Below are 18,452 nucleotides of genomic sequence, written 5' to 3'. Positions count from 1 at the left end.
CGCAACAGTTCAAAGCCCGGCCGTTTGGCCGGGCTTTTTGTTCGGAGTTCGTGGTTTCGTAGGGTGGGTTATCCTCGCGGCGGCGCGTTGCGCAGTCCGCTAGGCGTAACCGACCGCTTCTCTTTCCGCGCGAAAAACAAAGAGGTGGGTTACGCGACGCTAACTAACCCACCCTAGATTCGCACTTGTCGGGGCGCTGGCTCACTTCACCGGCCGCTTCTCTAGCTTCCGTGCCAGCGTGCGCCGGTGCATCCCCAGCCTTCTCGCCGCTTCCGAAATATTAAAGTCGGTCTCGATCAGGGTCTGGTGGATGCGCTCCCATTCGAGCGTCTTGATCGATGTCGGCCGGGCGTCGAGTGCGACCTCGGCATTGCCTTCGGCCTTGTTGAAGGCGGCTTCGATGTCGTCGGTGTTCGACGGCTTTGCCAGATAGTGGCATGCGCCGAGCTTGATGGCCTCGACGGCGGTGGAGATGCTGGCAAAGCCTGTCAGCACCACGATCAGCATCTCCGGGTCGTGCGTATGCAAAAGCTCGACGCAGGCGAGGCCCGAGGCACCGCCGAGCTTGAGGTCGACGACGGCATAGCCGAACGATCGTTGCTCCAGAGCTTTCCGCACGTCCTCGATCGAGGCGGCGAGCACGACCTCGTAGCTGCGGCGCTCAAACGAACGCTTCAGCGTGCGCGCGAACCCGGCATCGTCCTCGACGACGATGAGCGAGCGGTCAGGCGTCAAAGCTGCCTCCGATCGCGAGCGTTGCGAGCGGCAGCGTGAGGCGGACGGTGGCGCCGCGCTTCCTGTGGTTCTCAGCGGTCACGCTGCCGCCGAGCTTGCGCACGACGTTCACTACCAGGAACAGGCCGAGCCCGCCGCCGGCGCGGCCCTTGCTCGACTGATAGGGTTTTCCGAGCTGTGCCAGCATCTCCGGCGCAAAGCCCGCGCCGCGGTCGCTGATAGACAGCACGAGATTGTCGCCCTCGCGCTCGGCCACGAGCTCGACCCAGTCGCGCGAGACCTCATAGGCGTTGTCGAGCACATTGAAGATGACTTGCTTCAGCGCGATGTCGGACACGATCGCGACGTCCTCGCCGAAGGTGTTGACGAAATACAGCGTGTGCGCCGAGCGCGCGTCGCGCCACTCTTCCACCAGCGCCGTGACGAAGGCCGTCACCGTCGTCGGAGACGAGCCTTCGCCGCGGGCCTCGCCGGCCGACACCAGGATGCCGGTCACGATGGTCTTGCAACGTTGCAGCGAAGTCTCCATCTCCGCGAGATCTTCGGCCAGCTCCTGATCGGCGGCGAGGTCGGGCATGCGCCGCCAGTCGCTGAGGATGACCGAGAGCGAGGCGAGCGGCGTGCCGAGCTCGTGCGCCGCGCCGGAGGCGAGCAGGCCCATGCGCACGATGTGATCCTGCTCGGCGGCATGCTGGCGCAGCGCCGCCAGATGTGCGTCGCGCTGGCGCAAATTCCTGTTGATGCGGGTGACGAACACCACGAGCAGCACGGCGTTGAGCACGAAGCCCAGCAGCATGCCGGCGACGGTGAGCGTGTAGGTCTCGCTCAGCGGGTTCGGCGGCAAGTCGAGCGGCCGGTACGCGACCGTCAGCCAGACGAAGCTCGCGCAGGTCAACGCGACCAGCGACCATGTCGAGCGGCCATCGAGCAGCACCGCGCCCAGCGTCACCTGGAGCAGGAACAGCGAGGTGAAGGGATTGGTGGCGCCGCCGCTGAGATAAAGCTGCGCGGTCAGCGCGGCGACGTCCAGCATCAAGGCGACCAGCAGCTCGTTGTTGGTGATCGCGGCGCGATGGCGCACCCAGACGAGGCTGGAGACGTTGAGAAACACCAGCGCGCCGATCACCGCGCCCATGCGGGTGAGGGGCAGGGGAATGCCGAGCCAGACATGCACGCCGCCGATGGTCACGATCTGGCCGACCACCGCAGTCCAGCGCAGCTGGATCAGCAGCGCCATGTTCTTGCGGTTGGTCTCGTCGTCGGTCGGCGCAGCCCCGATCAGCTCGCTGCGCGCGTCCGCCTGCGATTGCAGCGTGACGGCGCCATGCGTTCTTCCGTCGTCAGGTTGGCTCGACGATCGTTCCAGCATCTGATCCCGTTCTGCGGGCGACGGCATCGGAGCCGCCGGCCGCTTCGTGGACGAAGCCGCTCCAGGGCTTCTTGCGGCGGAACAGCCCGCCGCCGAATGTGACAAAAAGTCTTCCGGCCAGCATGAAAGCCAGGGCAAACCACGTCAGCGCATAGATCAGGTGGTTATTGGGAAAGCGGACCACGGTCAATCCGCCGATCGGACCGCTGCTGGATTGTGATCCGGCGTCGGCATCGACGAAGAACGGCGCGACCTCGCCGAGCCCGCGTGCCGCCGCAATCGCGGCGACATCCCGTGAATACCAGCGATTGTGTTGGGGCACGTTGTTCCTGAGGAATCCGCCCTTCGGCTCCGTGATGCGCAACAAGCCGGTGATTTCGACTTGGCCGTCCGGATTGCCGTCCCGGCGCATCGACGCGTCGCGCCGCTCGGACCGCACGAAGCCGCGGTTGACCAGGACCATCGTGCCGTCGCTGCGCTGAAGCGGCGTCAGCACCCAATAGCCCGGGCCTTCTTCGGTGACGGCCTGAACCAGCGTCTCGCGGTCATGCAGGAAGCGGCCGGTGACGCTAACATGCCTGTATTCGTCATTTGCGGTGGACACCGCGGGCCATGACGCGATCGAGAGGATCGGCTGGGCCGGGGCATGAACGCGCTGCTCGACGCGATCGATCAGCGCCAGCTTCCAGGCGCGGCGCTCGATCTGCCAGACGCCGAGCGCGATCAGAAGTGCAAAGGCCGTGAGCGAGAGGACCGTGAGCCACAAGGACGGACGCGCAGCTTTTCCGCGAGCCCCGTCTGCTTTGCTTATCACAGTCCCAGTCTCGTTCATTTCATTCCAGTCATCTGGTGGATCGGCATCATGTTGCTGTTGAGGTGGTTCATCACCCACAGCGAACCCGACAGCGCGATCGCCACCATGACGATGGTGAAGATCAGCGCCATCATGCTCCAGCCATTCTCCGACTTGGGGCTCATGTGCAGGAAGTAGATCATGTGCACGACGATCTGCACGACCGCGAAGGCCATGATCACCAGCGCGGTGATCTGCTTGCTCGGAAGCGCGCCGCTCATCACCAGCCAGAACGGGATCGCGGTGAGCACGACCGAGAGCACGAAGCCGAGCATGTAAGTCGAGAACGAGCCGTGGGCGTGGCTGTCGCCCTGGTGATGATCGTCCGCGTGGGCAGCGTGAGTATCGGTGTTCATCGCAGAACTCCCAGGAGATAGACGAAGGTGAAGACGCCGATCCAGACCACGTCGAGGAAGTGCCAGAACATCGACAGGCACATCAGGCGGCGGCGGTTGGCCTCGATCAGGCCGAACTTCGAGACCTGCACCATCAGGGTCACCAGCCAGATCAGGCCGCAGGTGACGTGCAGGCCGTGGGTACCGACCAGGGTGAAGAAGGCGGACAGGAAGGCGCTGCGCTGCGGCGTCGCGCCTTCATGGATCATGTGGGCGAACTCGGAGAGCTCGATGCCGATGAAGGCGGCGCCGAACAGGCCGGTGATCGCCAGCCACATCTGGGTCTGGCCGATCTTGTTCTGCTGCATGGTCAGCATGGCAAAGCCATACGTGATCGACGACAGCAGCAGCATCGAGGTGTTGACCGCGACCAAAGGCAGCTCGAACAGGTCCTTCGGCGCGGGACCGGCGGCGTAATTGCCGCCGAGCACGCCGAATGTGGCGAACAGGATCGCGAAGATGAGGCAGTCGCTCATCAGATAGATCCAGAAGCCCAGCGAGGTGCTGTAGCCTTCTGGATGCGGGTGTTCGTCGGCGAGGTAGAAGACCGGTTCGCCGGTTTGCGCGGGATTGACAATGACAGTCATTACTTGGCTCCGGCGAGCAGTTTGGTGCGCGCGTCCTCGGCCCGGATGACATCGTCAGCCGGAATGTCGAAGTCGCGGTGATAGTTGAAGGTGTGGCCGATCCCGACGACGAGCATCGCAGCGAAGCTCGCGGCGGCAAGCCACCAGATGTACCAGATCAGGCCGAAACCCATCGCGGTGGCAAGACCGGCGAGGATGATGCCGGTGCCGGTGCTGCTGGGCATGTGGATCGGCTTGAACCCGGTGAGCGGACGCTGGTAGCCGCGGCGCTTCATATCCCACCACGCGTCATTGTCGTGGACGACGGGGGTGAAGGCGAAGTTATAGGCCGGCGGCGGCGACGAGGTCGCCCATTCCAGCGTGCGCGCATCCCAGGGATCGCCGGTGACGTCCTTGAGCTGCTCGCGCCTGAGGAAGCTGACGGCGAACTGCATCAGCATCGAGAGGATGCCGAGGAAGACTAGAAAGGCGCCAATGCCGGCGATGATGAACCAGATCTGCAAGCTGGGATCGTCGAACACGCGCAAGCGCCGGGTCACGCCCCCATCAGGCCGAGCACATAGAGCGGCATGAAGGCGAGATAGAAGCCGGTGACCCAGAACCAGAACGACAGCTTGCCCCAGAACGGATCCAGCTTGAAGCCGAACGCCTTCGGGAACCAGTAGCCGATGCCGGCGAACGCGCCGAACACGACGCCGCCGATGATCACGTTGTGGAAATGCGCGATCAGGAACAGGCTGTTGTGCAGGACGAAGTCGGCCGGCGGCACCGCCAGCAGCACGCCGGTCATGCCGCCGAGCACGAAGGTCAGCATGAACGCGATCGTCCACATCATCGGCAGCTCGAACCGGATGCGGCCGCGATACATCGTGAACAGCCAGTTGAACATCTTCGCGCCCGTCGGGATCGAGATGATCATCGTGGTGATGCCGAAGAATGAGTTGACGCTCGCTCCCGACCCCATCGTGAAGAAGTGGTGCAGCCAGACCAGGTACGACAGGATGGTGATGACGACAGTGGCGTAGACCATTGAGGTGTAGCCGAACAGCCGCTTGCCGGAGAAGGTCGAGGTCACCTCGGAGAAGATGCCGAAGGCGGGGAGAACCAGGATGTAGACCTCGGGATGACCCCATATCCAGATCAGGTTCACGTACATCATCGGGCTGCCGCCGAAATCGTTCGTGAAGAAGTTGGTGCCGACGTAGCGGTCGAGCGAAAGCAGCGCGAGCACGACGGTCAGAACCGGGAAGGAAGCGACGATCAGGACGTTGGTGCAGAGCGCGGTCCAGGTGAACACCGGCATCCGCATCATGGTCATGCCGGGGCACCGCAGCTTGACGATGGTACAGATCAGGTTGATGCCGGACAGCGTCGTTCCGACGCCTGCGACCTGCAATCCCCATATGTAATAGTCGACGCCGACGTCCGGGCTGTACCCGATGTTCGACAGCGGCGGATAAGCGAGCCAGCCGGTGCGGGCGAATTCGCCGATGAACAGCGAGGCCATCACCAGCACCGCGCCGCCGACCGTCATCCAGAAGCTGAAATTGTTCAGGAACGGAAACGACACGTCGCGCGCGCCGATCTGGAGCGGCACGACGAAGTTCATCAGGCCGGTGACCAGCGGCATCGCCACGAAGAAGATCATGATCACGCCGTGGGCGGTGAAGACCTGGTCGTAGTGATGGGAGTTGAGATAGCCCTCCGAGCCGCCAAAGGCGAGCGCCTGCTGCAACCGCATCATCAGCGCATCGGCGAAGCCGCGCAGCAGCATCACGATGCCGAGGATCATGTACATGATGCCGATGCGCTTGTGGTCGACGCTGGTGAACCACTCGCTCCAGAGATAGCCCCAGAGGCGGAAATAGCTCAGACCGGCGAACATGATGAGGCCGCCGGTCGCCACCACAGCAAAGGTGCCGACGACGATCGGCTCGTGCAGCGGCAGAGATTCAAAGGTGAGCCGGCCAAAGATGAGCTTGAGAAGATCAGGAGACATGCGGGATCTCTTTACGAATCTGACTTCGGACGTTGTCCGAGGAAGAAGGACGAGGACCTCAGCGGCGTGAAAGTCGGCCGCTTCAGGCCGGCGCCGAGCAGCGGCGCGGTGTCGAGAGGTGCCGTGATCGAGGCGGTGGTCTTGCCCTGCGGCGCATCGGGCGTGCAGGTGCCGGCGACGAAGCTGGGCTCCGGCCCAAGCGCCGTGCCGCGGCGCGCGTATTTGTCGTAGGCCAGCGGCAGCGTGTTGTTCAGACCCTCATGGCCGAGGCCGCCCTTGGCGTCGATCGCCATCATCTCGCTCTGGCACATCTTACCGGTCTCGACGCACATGTTGAGGATCAGGCGGTAGAGATCGGAATCGACGGTGCCGTAGCGCCGCACCGGCTCGTTCTGGCTGGGCTTCTCGAGCTGGAGATATTCGGCGCGGCCGAGCGAGCCGCCGCCGGATTTGGCGCTGGCGATCCAGGCGTCGAAGCCCTTGTCGTCGAGCCCGTGGAAGTTGAAGTGCATGCCGGAGAAACCGGCGCCGCTATAGTTCGCTGAGAACCCCTTATACGTACCGGCGTGGTTGATCACGGCGTGGAGCGACGTCTCCATGCCCGGCATCGCATAGATCTGTCCGGCGAGCGCGGGGATGTAGAAAGAGTTCATCACCGAAGACGCGGTGATATGGAAATTGATCGGACGATCGACCGGCGCCGCGAGCTCATTGACGGTGGCGATGCCGTAGTCCGGATAGATGAAGAGCCACTTCCAGTCGAGCGCGACGACGTCGACCACGAGAGGGACCTTGCTTTGGTCCACGGAGCGCTCCGCGGAGATGCGGCCGATGTTGCGATAGGGGTCGAGCAGATGCGTGCCCATCCAGGTCAGCGCGCCCAGGCAAACGATGATCAAAAGCGGCGCCGACCAGATCACCAGCTCAAGGCTGGTCGAGTGGTCCCATTCGGGCTCGTAGCGGGCGTCGGTGTTGGACTGGCGGTAGCGCCAGGCGAACAGCACCGTCAGCGCCATCACGGGAACGACGATCAGGAGCATCAGGACGGTGGACATGATGACGAGGTCGCGCTGTTGCGCTGCGATATCACCGGCTGGTGCCAGCACGACGTAGTTGCAGCCGCTGAGCGCGACCGCCAGGGGTAGCAGCGCCAGGATCTTGAGACGGGACACGGGCCGACCTTATGAGAATGAGTTCTTTCGTGAGACCAAGGGGTAGCTGCGACGCAGCAATCCGGACATTGGACAATTTGTCCAATGTTGCAGTGCGAAATGTTGCGCCAAACAGAACCGGATCGCCTGGCGCCCCGCCGGGCGGTCGGCTTTGATTTTCAGGACGTTAAGGGCGCACCAATGGCGACGGCACAGACCCCCGCAATGGCAGACCTCCACTCGGGCGAGCACGGCCACGACCAAGCCCGTCCCGGCGAGATTGCCATCGGCGTCATCATCGGCCGCACCTCGGAATTCTTCGACTTCTTCGTCTTCGCGATCGCCTCGGTGATCGTCTTTCCGCGCCTGGTGTTCCCGTTCACGAGCGAACTGACCGGCACCCTCTATTCCTTCATGATCTTTGCGCTGGCCTTCGTGGCCCGGCCGATCGGCACCGTCATTTTCATGACGGTCGACCGCGAATACGGCAAGACGGCCAAGCTGATCTCGGCGCTGTTCCTGCTCGGCACCGCCACCGTCGCGATCGCGTTCCTGCCCGGCTATCACGAGATCGGCGTTGCGGCGATCTGGCTGCTGGCGCTGGCGCGCATCGCGCAGGGTCTGGCCTGGGGCGGCGCCTGGGACGGGATGGCCTCGCTGCTTGCGCTGAATGCGCCGCCGTCAAAGCGCGGCTGGTACGCGATGGTGCCGCAGCTTGGCGCGCCGCTCGGGCTGATCGTGGCGAGCGCGCTGTTCGCCTATTTCGCGGGGAATCTCTCGGCCGACGATTTCTTCGATTGGGGCTGGCGCTACCCGTTCTTCGTCGCCTTCGCCATCAACGTCGTGGCGCTGTTCGCGCGCCTGCGCATGGTGACGACGGAAGAATATGCCTCGCTGTTCGAGACCCGCGAATTGCAGCCCTCGCGCATCTCCGAGACTGTGGCGCGCGAAGGCCAGAACATCATGCTCGGCGCATTCGCGCCGCTGGCGAGCTTTGCGCTGTTCCACATGGTTACGGTGTTTCCGCTGTCCTGGGTGTTCCTGTTCACCCGCGAAAGCCCGGTGCGCTTCCTGATCATCGAGATCGTCGCCGCCGTGTTCGGCGTCGGCGCGATCGTGCTCTCCGGCGTCATCGCCGACCGCGTCGGCCGCAAGTCGCTGCTGATGGGGTCGGCGATCGCGATCGCGATCTACAGCGGCTTTGCTCCGCAGCTGCTCGATGCCGGCGCGTTCGGCGAGACCATCTACATGGTGATCGGCTTCATCCTGCTCGGCCTGTCATTCGGCCAGTCGTCGGGCGCGATCGCCTCGAACTTCAAGCAGGCGTACCGCTACACGGCCTCGGCGCTGACCTCGGACATGGCCTGGCTGTTCGGCGCCGGTTTCGCGCCGCTGGTCGCTCTGTTGCTTGCGACCAATCTCGGCGTCATCGCCTCGGGAGCGTATCTGCTGTCAGGCGCGTTCTGGACCCTGCTCGCGCTCTGGCTCAGCGGCCAGCGCGAGGCCGGAGACATGGACGCGGGCGGCTAGGGCTGAAGCGGCTTGTAGGGCAGCCAAAGGCGCGTAGCGCCGTGTCCACCATCCGCAAACATCGCGTCGAGAATGGTGGGCACGCTTCGCTTTGCCCATCCTACTGCAGCCTCAATCCGCCACGACCTTCACGCGATCCCGCACCTTCACCTGCGCGTTGCGATCGAGGCCGTTGAGCACGCGGAAACGTTCGGCCGGGTGATCGACGCCGGCCATGCGGTGGGAGAGCGATTCCACGGTGTCGCCGGGCTGCACGGTGATGACCTTGATGCGCAGGGGGCGCGCGGCCTGGATCTCGTCGAGCGTCAGGCGGCGGAATGAACTGACGGTCTCGCGCGCATTGCGCTCGCTCTCGGTCGACTTCTGCCGTGCCGCAAAGATGAAGCGGTAGACGTCGCTGCCGAAGCGCAGCGCATAGACCTTGAACTGCCACTGGTCGCCCTTGGCGGTGGCGGACGCAGCCGGGAAACCGTTGATGGTGATGTCCTCCGTGGACGCCTTCTCGACGCCCTCCATCCAGCCGGAATTCAGGTAATCGCCGAGCGACTGTTCTGCCGGCACCCGCACGACGTCGAAACGCATCGCCTGCGAGCCGCCGTCGCGCACGCCGATCACGGCCTGCGCGGTGTTGTCGAGCGTAAAATTGTCCGGCGCCTGGAAGGTGAAGCCGAGCTTGGGATGCAGGAAGCGCCGGCCGCGGACAAAACCTTCGCTGGGGTCTTCGCCGTAGACGAGGTTGTCGATCGCGGCGAGATAGGTTTCGCGGTCGCGCTCGGCGCCTTCTGGCGCTGAGTACTGCCGCGCGATGGTCTGCGCGTTCTGCACGCGCTCCGGCGTTGCCGGATGCGACGAGGTGAAATCCTGCGCGCGCGGATCGAGCGAAGTCTTGCCGACTTTCAACTCCGCATTGCGCTCCATCGCCGAGAGAAAGCGTGCGGCACCATAAGGGTCGAAATGGGCCTTGGCGGAGATGCCGACGCCGATGCCGTCGGCCTCGAACTCCTGATTACGCGAAAAGCTCGCCATGGTCAGCTTGGTCTTGGCGAGCGCGAGCGCGGTGAGATCGGGATCGTTGCTCATGTCGGTGACGACGCGGGTGACGATCGCGGCCTGGCGCGCCTGGTCCTCGCGCATCGCGGCGTGCTTGGACAGCACATGCGCCATCTCATGGCTGAGCACGGAGGACAATTCCGAGGTGTCGCTGGCGAGCGCAAGCAGGCCGCGGGTGACATAGAGCTGGCCGTTCGGCAGCGCGAAAGCGTTCACCGCACCGGAATTGAGGATCGTGACCCGATAGCCCTGGTCGGGGCGGTCGGACGCCGCGACCAGCCGGTCGACCGTTTTGGTCACGAGCGATTCGAGCCTGGGATCGTCGTAAGTGCCGCCATAGCTCGCCAGGATGCGCTCGTGCTCCTTCTCGGTGGCGGGGGTCTGCGCGACGGCCGGCTTCGGCTTGGGCATCGCCACGATCGGCGGTGCCGCCGCGGTCTGGAACCGGTTCATGTCACCGCAGCCGGCAAGGGCTGAACCCAGAACAAGGCATAGCACGGCCAGCGCTGCCCGCATGCGGCGGCGTTCGCCTCGTCCGTGCCGTTCTAGCACCCCATTCACGTTGCTTAACCCGTGCCTGGCCCTTTTAGGGCCTTACCCCTGTCGGCTCGTTTGCGCCCAGCAATTCGACCTGCCCCGCGAGGCGTACATCGATACGCGGCCCCGTATTCCCCTCGACCCAGCCCCGGACGCGAATACGTCTATTCTCCAGAGACTTAAGAGCGATCCCGGCGCTTTCGAATGCCGGTACTGTCCGCTTTGAAATAGTCACGGCAAAGCCGCGTGTCCAGTTCCGTCCGAAGTTGAGGTAAGTCATTGCCCCAGCTTGCCGGACCGACAGGACTTTGCCCTCGACCACCACAAAACGCCCGATCCCCGCCAAAATATCGTCCGGACTTTCCGCGTTTTTTATGGCCGACGGGTCAGCCCAGTTGCCCTTTTTTTGGCGCCGCGCTTCGGCCTCCGATTCCATCAGGGCGGTCGCGCAATCCTTGTCGGTGATCTCGGCGGAGACGATGGCGTCGCCCTGGGCGAGCAGCACCGCCTGCACGGAGATGTCGCTCTCGCCGACAAAGACCAGTGCGCCTTGCCGGCCATAGCGGTCGGGCGTGTCGTCAGCGCTGCGCAGAATCACGTCGCGGCCGACGAGCAGCGCGGTCAGCGCCTGCCTCGTGGTCGCGGTCGGCTCAATGCCGTTCAGGCGGATGTCGCGGCCGTCGTCGAGGCGCACGCCGCGGGCGTCGACGATCGCCGCGACGCGACCTTCGCCTTGGGACTCGAACCGGCACGGGCTCGCGAATGCGCTGTGACCCGCGACGAGAAGGATTGCGACGATGGGGTGAAGCCGTTGCGTCACGTGACCCGGAGAGGTTGCGTTGCGCGCTAGTCTTAACTCAAGCGCGGCGTGTCGCGAAGAGGCTTCGTTACACTCCGTCATTGCGGGCGCAGCGAAACAAGGACGGCGTGGAAGCATCTTGCCGCACACGGCCATTCCGTTTTGCGGAAAACGTACGCGCCAATCGTGTCCCCGTAGCGCACCTTCGCTTGCTGCGCTCTCGTGCATGCGGCATGATTGCGGCAACGGCTTTAGCCAAGAGCAATAACCAAGAGCAATAACCAAGCCGCCATCAGAGTACGGCGCAATAAGGGAGGTCTTTTTCGATGAAGCATGTTTTGTCGGGCATTTTTGCCGCCGCGTTGGCGCTGAGTGCGAGCGCCGTGCAGGCGCAGGACAAGCCGCCGCTGAAGATCGGCGGCATCCTCGACATGTCGAGCCTGTATGCCGACATCACCGGCCCCGGCAGCGAGACCGCCGCCAAGATGGCCGTGGAGGATTTTGGCGGTGAGGTGCTCGGACGCAAGATCCAGGTGCTGGCGGCCGACCATCAGAACAAGGCCGATCTCTCCGCCAACATCGCCCGCGATATGCTCGACAATCAGGGCGTCGAGATGATCTACGACGTCGCGGCCTCCGCGACCGCGCTTGCCGCCGGTGAGATCGCGAAAGCGCGCAACAAGATCATCATCTTCAATGGTCCGGGCTCGATCCGTCTCACCAACGAGGCCTGCGGTCCCTATACCATCCACTACGTGTTCGACACCTACGGCCAGGCCAATGTGACCGGCCTCGCGGCCGTGAAGTCCGGCCTCGACAGCTGGTTCTTCCTCACCGCCGACTACGCCTTCGGCCAGGATCTGGAGAAGGACACCAGCGCCGTCGTGATCAAGACCGGCGGCAGGGTGCTTGGCAGCGTGCGCCATCCGCTCAACACGTCGGATTTTTCGTCGTTCCTGCTTCAGGCCCAGGCCTCAAAGGCCAAGGTGATTGGCCTTGCCAACGCGGGCGGCGACACCGTCAACGCCATCAAGCAGGCGGCCGAGTTCGGCATCACCAAGGGCGGTCAGAAAGTCTCGCCGCTGCTCGCCTTCGTGACCGACATCGACTCGATCGGGCTCGAGACCGCGCAGGGCCTGTTGCTTGCGGAAGCCTTCTACTGGGATCTCAACGACGACACCCGTGCGTTTTCGAAGCGCTTCCAGGAGCGCATGAAGCGGCCGCCGACCTCGGCGCAAGCCGGCGTCTACTCTTCCGTGACGCACTATCTGAAAGCGGTGAAGGCGGCCGGCACGACCGACGCTGCGACGGTGATCAAGGTGATGAAGGAGACACCGATCAACGACTTCTTCGCCAAAAATGGCAAGATCCGCGAGGACGGCCGCATGATCCACGACATGTACCTGTTCGAGGTCAAGAAGCCGTCGGAGTCCAAGGGCCGCTGGGACGACTACAAGCTGCTCGCCACCGTGCCCGGCAGCGAGGCGTTCCAGTCGCTGGAGCAGTCGCGCTGCCCGCTGGTGAAGAAATAAACACCGTCATTGCGAGCGAAGCAATCCAGAGATGTTTCCGCAGAGACGGTCTGGATTGCTTCGTCGCTTCGCTCCTCGCAATGACGGGTGTGGCCAAAGCTCTATCAAACAACAACAAGGGAGACGTCCCATGAGCAACGACATGGTCCTGCAGAAGCTCGAAGGCGGGCTGCTCACCATCACCATGAACCGGCCCGAGCGGAAGAACGCGCTCAACCCGGACATGGTCGCCGGGCTGGTCGTGGCGGCGCGGCGCGCGGCGGACGATCCGGAGGTGCGTGCGGTGCTGTTCAAAGGCGCGGGCGGCAGCTTCTGCGTCGGCGGCGACGTCAAGTCGATGGCGGAGGGACGCGCGCCGCTGCCGTTCGAAGTGAAGATGGCGAACCTGCGCCGCGGCATGGAGGTGTCGCGCATCCTGCACCAGATGCCGAAACCCGTGGTGGCGCAGCTCGATGGCGCTGCGGCCGGCGCGGGTCTGTCGATGGCGCTGTCGTGTGACCTCCGCATCGCCTCCGAATCCTGCAAGATCACCACCGCCTTTGCCAAAGTCGGCTTCTCCGGCGATTACGGCGGTACCTATTTCCTCACCCAGCTGCTCGGCAGTGCGCGGGCGCGCGAGCTCTATTTGCTGTCGCCGGTCCTGACCGCGAAGGAGGCTCATGCGATCGGCATGGTGACGAAGGTCGTCCCCGACGCCGAGCTCGACACGGCCGCGCACGAGCTGGCGCTGTCGCTGGCGCAGGGCCCATCCATTGCGCTGGGCTTCATCAAGCGCAACATCAACAATGCCGAGCATCTCGCGCTGGAAGATTGCTTCGACGGCGAGGCGATCCATCACACCCGCTGCAGCGACACCGAGGACCACAAGGAGGCTGCAAAGGCGTTCGTCGAGAAGCGCAAGCCGACCTTCAAGGGCGCATGACGATGGCGCCCTATATGCGGCTGCGGCAGATTTGCCTGGTCGCGCCGCAGCTCGCGCCTGTCATCTCCGACATCGCGGAAATCATGGGCCTCGCCGTCTGCTATCGCGACGGCAATGTCGCAAAATACGGCCTGGAGAACGCGCTGCTTCCGGTCGACACGATTCTGCTGGAGGTCGTCGCACCGTTCAAGGATGGCACCACCGCCGGTCGCTTCATCGAAAAGAGCGGCGGGCGCGGCGGCTACATGGCGATCTTCTGCTGCAACGATCCCGACGAGCGCGGCCGTAACGCCAACGCGCTTGGCGTGCGCACCGCCAACGTCATCGACCACGCGCCCTATCACGGCGTGCAGCTCCATCCCCGCGACTGCCGCGCCGCCTTCATCGAGTTCAACCACACCGAAGGCAGCGACGACATTCTGGGGCCGTATCCGCCGGCGGGGCCGGACTGGCAAAAATCCATCCGCAAGGACGTGACGCAGGCGTTGACGAGCGTGGAGATGCAGAGCCCGGATCCAACAGGGCTGGCCGAGCATTGGGGCAAGATCATCGGCGTTGCGCCGAGTGGCGATACCGAATTGAAGCTGCCCAATGCGACCTTCCGCTTCGTCAAAGGCGCCAGCGAGATCATGAGCGCGCTGGAGTTTCGGGTTGCGGACAAAGCACAAGTGCTGCATGCGGCCAAGGCAAAGGGGCTTGCGGTTGCAGGCGATGAGTTTTTGCTCGGCGGGGTGACGTTCCGCGTCAGTTGATCCTCCGATCGTTATCCGTCACCCCGAGGTGCTCGCCGCTTCGGCGAGCCTCGAAGGGCGACGGCTACCGGCGAGTAAGGAACGTCACATGCCGCATCCGCTCGACAGCTTCTTCGCACCGGCAAGCATCGCGTTGATCGGCGCCTCGCGCGATCACGAGAAGATTCCGGGCCGGCTGTTGTCGATGTTGCGCAAGAACGAGTATCCCGGAAAAATCTACCCGGTGAACCCGAACTACGCCGAGATCGACGGGCTCATTTGCTACAAATCGATCACGGAGATCGGCGCGCCGATCGATCTCGCCGTCATCATCATTCCCGCACGCGCCGTGCTTGCCGCGCTCGAACAATGTGCCACCGCCGGCGTCAGGAACGCCGTGATCATCTCCTCCGGATTTGCCGAGGAAGGTGGTGACAGTGCGGCGATGCAGGACGCGATCGCGGCGCTGGCCGGGCGCACCGGCATGCGGATTTCCGGTCCGAACGCCGAGGGATTTTTCAGCCAGATGCAGCGTGTGGCGGCAACGTTCAGTCCCGCCGTGGACGTCAAGCCGGGTGTGGCGCCGCTGGTCGCGACGACGAAACGGATCGGCATTGTCGCGCAGAGCGGCGGCATCGGCTTTGCCTATTATCACCGCGCCAAGGCGATCGGCATTGCCGTGAGCTATGTCGTCAGTGCGGGCAACGAATCCGATCTGGGGGCCGGTGAATTTTTGGATTACATGGTGCAGGACGCCGCGACCGACGTGATCCTGCTGTTCATCGAAGGCATTCGCGACGTCGACAAGTTTCTCGCGGCAGCGCGCCGGGCAGCCGAGCTGAAGAAGCCTGTCATCGTGACAAAAGTCGGCCGCTCTGGCGCCGGGATGCGCGCGGCCGCCTCGCACACCGCGAGCATGGCCGGGTGGTCGGCGGCCTACGACGCCGTGTTTGCCAAATATGGCTTCATCGTCTCCAACGATCTCGACGAGGCGCTGACGATCGCAGCAGTGCTTGCGAGCAATCGGTTGCCAAAAGGCGATCGCGTCGCCGTGGTCACCGTCTCCGGCGGTGCCGGCATCTGGGGCGCCGATGCCGTGGCGCGGCAAGGCTTGCAAGTGCCGGAGCTCTCCGAAAAAATCCAGGCGGAGATCAAGACGCTGATGCCGTCCTACGGCACCGCGCGCAATCCGATCGACGTCACAGCGCAAGGCGTGACATCGGGCGGCTTGCAAAAGAGCGTTGATCTGCTGACTGCTTCCGACGAGGTCGATGCAATTCTGGTCTTGCTGTCGCTGTCGAGCGAGGTGCGCAAGCCCTTCAAGGAAGCGGAGCTGAAGCCGGTACTGGCCGCGCAGCACAAGCCCGTGGTGTTTTACTCCTATACGGTGCCGTCGGACTTCGCGCGGCACGAGCTTGCCAAATCCGGCGTCGTTGTGCTGTCCGGTCTGACTCATGTCGGTGTGGCGATGCGGCAGCTGGTCGACTACGCCAACTTCAAACTGCAGAAGCCGGCGGATGGGGCGGAGCTGCCCGCGCGCGATCTCTCGGCGCATCTGACTTCACCGGTTCTGTCCGAGGCCGACAGCAAGGAATTGCTTCGCGCCGCCGGCGTTGTGCTGCCGGCCGAAGTGCTGGTGAAAGAGAAGGGCGAGTTGGACGCGGCCATCGCGGGCGTCGGTTTCCCGCTGGTGATGAAAATCCAGTCGCCGGACATTGCGCACAAGAGCGAGGTCGGCGGCGTGCGCGTCAACATCACCACCAAGGGCGAGGTGTTTCTTGGGTTCGAAGCGCTGCTCAACAATGCGCGCAAGCACCGGCCGGATGCCGTAATTCAAGGCGTGCTGGTCGCGCCGATGGCGAAGAAAGGCGTCGAGATCATCATCGGCACGATGACGGACAAGACCTTCGGGCCGATGATGATGGTGGGCCTCGGCGGTATCACCACGGAGCTGTTCCGCGACGTCGTCTACCGCCCGGCGCCCGTGAGCGCGGAAGAAGCCGGCGCGATGCTGGCGAGCTTGAAGGCCGCGCCGTTGTTGAATGGTTTTCGCGGAGCGGCGAAGGCGGATGTTGCGGCGGCGTCGCAACTGATTGCCGACATCTCCGTGCTTGCGTCACGGCATGCAGAGGAAATCGCGGAGATCGAGCTCAACCCGGTGCACGTGCACCCGGAGGGGCAGGGCGTCACGATCGTCGATGCGCTGGTGGTGGGCCGGGGTTAATCCCTTCTCCCACAAGGGGAGAAGGAAGAACGCAATCACCGCCCCTTGAAATTCGCCACACGCCGTTCTTCCGTGGCCTTCACGCCTTCCTTGAAATCCTCCGTCGCGCGCAGCCTGGTCTGCTCCTCGAGCTCGTGATTGGTCGCGGCCATGACGCGGTCGGCCAGGTCGGCGCGCATCGTCGCGCGGGTGGAGACGAGACCGAGCGGGGAGCATTCGGCGATTTCGCCGGCGAGCTTCAGTGCGGCTGCCTTGACCTGGTCCTGCGGCACCAGCTCGTTGGCGAGGCCCCATTTGACGGCTTCCTCGCCGGTGACGCGGCGGCTGGTGTAGAACATCAGCTCGGCGTTGTTCTTGCCGATCAGCTCGGGCAGCGTCACGGTCAGGCCGAAGCCGGGATGGAAGCCGAGTTTTGTAAAGTTCGCGGAGAAGCGTGCTTCGGGGCAGGTGACGCGGAAGTCCGCGGACACCGCGAGCCCGAGCCCGCCGCCGATGGCGGCGCCCTGCACGGCTGCGACGATCGGTTTCTTGGCGCGGAAGATGCGCACCGCCTGGATGTAGAGATGGTTGATCGCGCCGAGGCTGTCGGCCGGATCGCCCTTGGCGGTTTTCTCGGCTTCGCGCGCCTCCTGCGCCTGTCGCGCCGGGTCCTTGAAATTGGCGCCGGCGCAGAACGCCTTGCCTTGCGCGGACAGCACCGAGCTGCGGATCTCGATGTCGCGATCGAATTCGTCGAGCGCATCCGCGATCTGGTTGATCAACGAGATGTCGAAGAAATTAAGCGGCGGGCGGCGAATCTCGATGGTGCCGACATGCCCGACCTTCTCGACGCCGATATCTTTATAGGTGCTCATGATGTCCTCGAAGAGTTAGCGCAAACCAAGTCCGCGGGCGATGATGCCGCGCAGCACCTCGGTGGTGCCGCCCTGGATGGTGAGTTTCGGTGCGGTCTTGATGGCGAAGTCGAGCTGCCGCTCCAGCGTCTCGCGGTTGGTCGCGGTCTCCTCGACGAAGGCGGCGAGATCGCGCACGCGGTGCGGCAGCTGCTGCTCCCATACCGTGCCGATGTCCTTGACGATGGACGCTTCCACCACCGGCTCCTTGCCGGCCTGCAACATGCCCGCGACGGAGACCGACATCCGCCGCATGGTGTGGAGCTGTGCCACCAGCCGGCCGATGCCTTCGGCACTGCGCGTGTCCGGATTGGGGCCGACCGCGCGAACCAGCTCGGTCAGCACGTAATAGGTCTCCAGAAAACGCTCGGGGCCCGAACGCTCATAAGCGAGCTCGCTCGTCGCCTGCTTCCAGGCGCCGTCGACTTCGCCGAGCACATGATCCTCAGGCACGAAGAAATCGGTGAAGACGACCTCGTTGAACTCGTACTGCCCGGTGATCTGGCCGATCGGGTTCACCTGGATGCCCGGCTGCTTCATCTTGACCAAAAACTGCGTCAGGCCGTGACGGCGGTTTTCCTTGGTCGGTTGCGACGTCCGGAAGATCGCGATCATGTAGTCGGCGATGTGCGCCGACGAGGTCCAGATCTTGGTGCCGTTGATGAGATAGCCGCCGTCGGTCTTGGTCGCGCGCGTCTTCGCGGCGAACAGGTCCGAGCCGGAGTTCGGCTCGCTCATGCCGATCGCAAAGCAGATCTCGCCGCGGCAAATGCGCGGCAGGATGTCCATCTTGATATTTTCCGGGGCGTATTTCAGCAGCACCGGCCCGCTCTGGCGATCGGCGACGAAGAAGCGCCGTGTCGGCGCATTGGCCACGCGCATTTCCTCGGTCACCACGTAACGTTCGAGGAACGAGCGCTCCTGGCCGCCATATTTCTTCGGCCATGTCATGCCCAGCCAACCCTTGGCGCCGACCCGGCGGGAAAATTCCGGCGCGTCGGTGTCTTCGCGGTTCGGCTTGTGCGGATCGAAGGTGCCGGCGGCGATTTCCTCCGCGAGGAAGGCGCGCACTTCCTTGCGCAATTGCTCGCATTTTTCAGGCAGGCGGATCGGATCGAAACGGAGGGCAGCGGTCATTGTTGTCT

At 64.0% G+C, this 18,452-nt stretch carries 15 protein-coding genes and 1 pseudogene; 5 read left to right on the top strand and 11 right to left on the bottom strand.

The genetic code is table 11. The features are described from left to right. Positions 1-201: 201 nt before the first annotated feature. From ACVWYI_RS00590 to cyoA, 7 genes and pseudogenes are all read right to left on the bottom strand, one after another. Positions 202-735, bottom strand: coding sequence for a response regulator transcription factor (locus tag ACVWYI_RS00590; protein WP_456647793.1), 534 nt, complete (start codon positions 733-735; stop codon positions 202-204). Next, positions 725-2,104, bottom strand: coding sequence for an ATP-binding protein (locus ACVWYI_RS00585; RefSeq protein WP_247348521.1), 1,380 nt, complete (start codon positions 2,102-2,104; stop codon positions 725-727). Before ACVWYI_RS00585 ends, ACVWYI_RS00590 begins: the two co-directional genes overlap by 11 nt. Beyond that, the gene (locus ACVWYI_RS00580) at positions 2,076-2,936 is read right to left on the bottom strand and encodes an SURF1 family protein (RefSeq protein WP_456660920.1); all 861 of its coding nucleotides are present in this window, start codon (positions 2,934-2,936) and stop codon (positions 2,076-2,078) included. Before ACVWYI_RS00580 ends, ACVWYI_RS00585 begins: the two co-directional genes overlap by 29 nt. Then, positions 2,933-3,313, bottom strand: coding sequence for a cytochrome o ubiquinol oxidase subunit IV (gene cyoD, locus ACVWYI_RS00575; protein WP_247445450.1), 381 nt, complete (start codon positions 3,311-3,313; stop codon positions 2,933-2,935). Before cyoD ends, ACVWYI_RS00580 begins: the two co-directional genes overlap by 4 nt. Then, positions 3,310-3,939 carry a cytochrome o ubiquinol oxidase subunit III gene (gene cyoC, locus ACVWYI_RS00570; protein ID WP_456660919.1) on the bottom strand — a complete coding sequence of 210 codons (630 nt, stop codon included), beginning with the start codon at positions 3,937-3,939 and terminating at the stop codon, positions 3,310-3,312. Before cyoC ends, cyoD begins: the two co-directional genes overlap by 4 nt. Next, positions 3,939-5,938: pseudogene (cyoB, locus tag ACVWYI_RS00565) on the bottom strand (cytochrome o ubiquinol oxidase subunit I). Before cyoB ends, cyoC begins: the two are co-directional and overlap by 1 nt. Before the next feature lie 11 nt (positions 5,939-5,949). Beyond that, the gene (gene cyoA, locus ACVWYI_RS00560) at positions 5,950-7,110 is read right to left on the bottom strand and encodes a ubiquinol oxidase subunit II (protein ID WP_456660918.1); all 1,161 of its coding nucleotides are present in this window, start codon (positions 7,108-7,110) and stop codon (positions 5,950-5,952) included. 180 nt (positions 7,111-7,290) lie between these two features. Here cyoA and ACVWYI_RS00555 point away from each other — a divergent pair, with 180 nt between their 5' ends. Further along, positions 7,291-8,619, top strand: coding sequence for an MFS transporter (locus ACVWYI_RS00555; RefSeq protein WP_247348539.1), 1,329 nt, complete (start codon positions 7,291-7,293; stop codon positions 8,617-8,619). A gap of 111 nt (positions 8,620-8,730) precedes the next feature. Here the strand turns inward: ACVWYI_RS00555 and ACVWYI_RS00550 are convergent, their stop codons facing one another. Both ACVWYI_RS00550 and ACVWYI_RS00545 read right to left on the bottom strand, forming a co-directional pair. Then, the gene (locus ACVWYI_RS00550) at positions 8,731-10,185 is read right to left on the bottom strand and encodes a M48 family metalloprotease (protein ID WP_456660917.1); all 1,455 of its coding nucleotides are present in this window, start codon (positions 10,183-10,185) and stop codon (positions 8,731-8,733) included. A gap of 70 nt (positions 10,186-10,255) precedes the next feature. Continuing rightward, entirely contained in the window at positions 10,256-11,107 is an 852-nt protein-coding gene (locus ACVWYI_RS00545; RefSeq protein ID WP_456660916.1) for a thermonuclease family protein, read from the bottom strand. A 224-nt stretch (positions 11,108-11,331) separates the two neighbouring features. Here ACVWYI_RS00545 and ACVWYI_RS00540 point away from each other — a divergent pair, with 224 nt between their 5' ends. The 4 genes from ACVWYI_RS00540 to ACVWYI_RS00525 all read left to right on the top strand — a co-directional run bounded on the left by ACVWYI_RS00540 (position 11,332) and on the right by ACVWYI_RS00525 (position 16,414). Beyond that, the gene (locus ACVWYI_RS00540) at positions 11,332-12,537 is read left to right on the top strand and encodes an ABC transporter substrate-binding protein (RefSeq protein ID WP_456660915.1); all 1,206 of its coding nucleotides are present in this window, start codon (positions 11,332-11,334) and stop codon (positions 12,535-12,537) included. Between the two features lie 130 nt (positions 12,538-12,667). Beyond that, positions 12,668-13,459: an enoyl-CoA hydratase gene (locus ACVWYI_RS00535; RefSeq protein WP_456660914.1), complete on the top strand. Its 792-nt coding sequence runs from the start codon at positions 12,668-12,670 to the stop codon at positions 13,457-13,459. Between the two features lie 2 nt (positions 13,460-13,461). After that, positions 13,462-14,211 carry a hypothetical protein gene (locus tag ACVWYI_RS00530; protein ID WP_456660913.1) on the top strand — a complete coding sequence of 250 codons (750 nt, stop codon included), beginning with the start codon at positions 13,462-13,464 and terminating at the stop codon, positions 14,209-14,211. A gap of 88 nt (positions 14,212-14,299) precedes the next feature. Continuing rightward, positions 14,300-16,414: an acetate--CoA ligase family protein gene (locus ACVWYI_RS00525; RefSeq protein ID WP_456660912.1), complete on the top strand. Its 2,115-nt coding sequence runs from the start codon at positions 14,300-14,302 to the stop codon at positions 16,412-16,414. A 35-nt stretch (positions 16,415-16,449) separates the two neighbouring features. On the opposite strand, the gene ACVWYI_RS00520 is transcribed toward ACVWYI_RS00525, so the two are convergent. Then, the gene (locus ACVWYI_RS00520; protein WP_456647800.1) at positions 16,450-17,268 is read right to left on the bottom strand and encodes an enoyl-CoA hydratase/isomerase family protein; all 819 of its coding nucleotides are present in this window, start codon (positions 17,266-17,268) and stop codon (positions 16,450-16,452) included. Positions 17,269-17,283: 15 nt separating this feature from the next. Next, complete coding sequence (locus ACVWYI_RS00515) at positions 17,284-18,444, bottom strand: acyl-CoA dehydrogenase family protein (RefSeq protein WP_247445443.1); 1,161 nt, start codon at positions 18,442-18,444, stop codon at positions 17,284-17,286. Positions 18,445-18,452 lie beyond the last annotated feature (8 nt).

The organism is Bradyrhizobium sp. LB13.1, from assembly GCF_054056815.1.
Note: the sequence above shows the minus strand (reverse complement) of the source record. Positions and strands in the feature narration are given on the sequence as shown.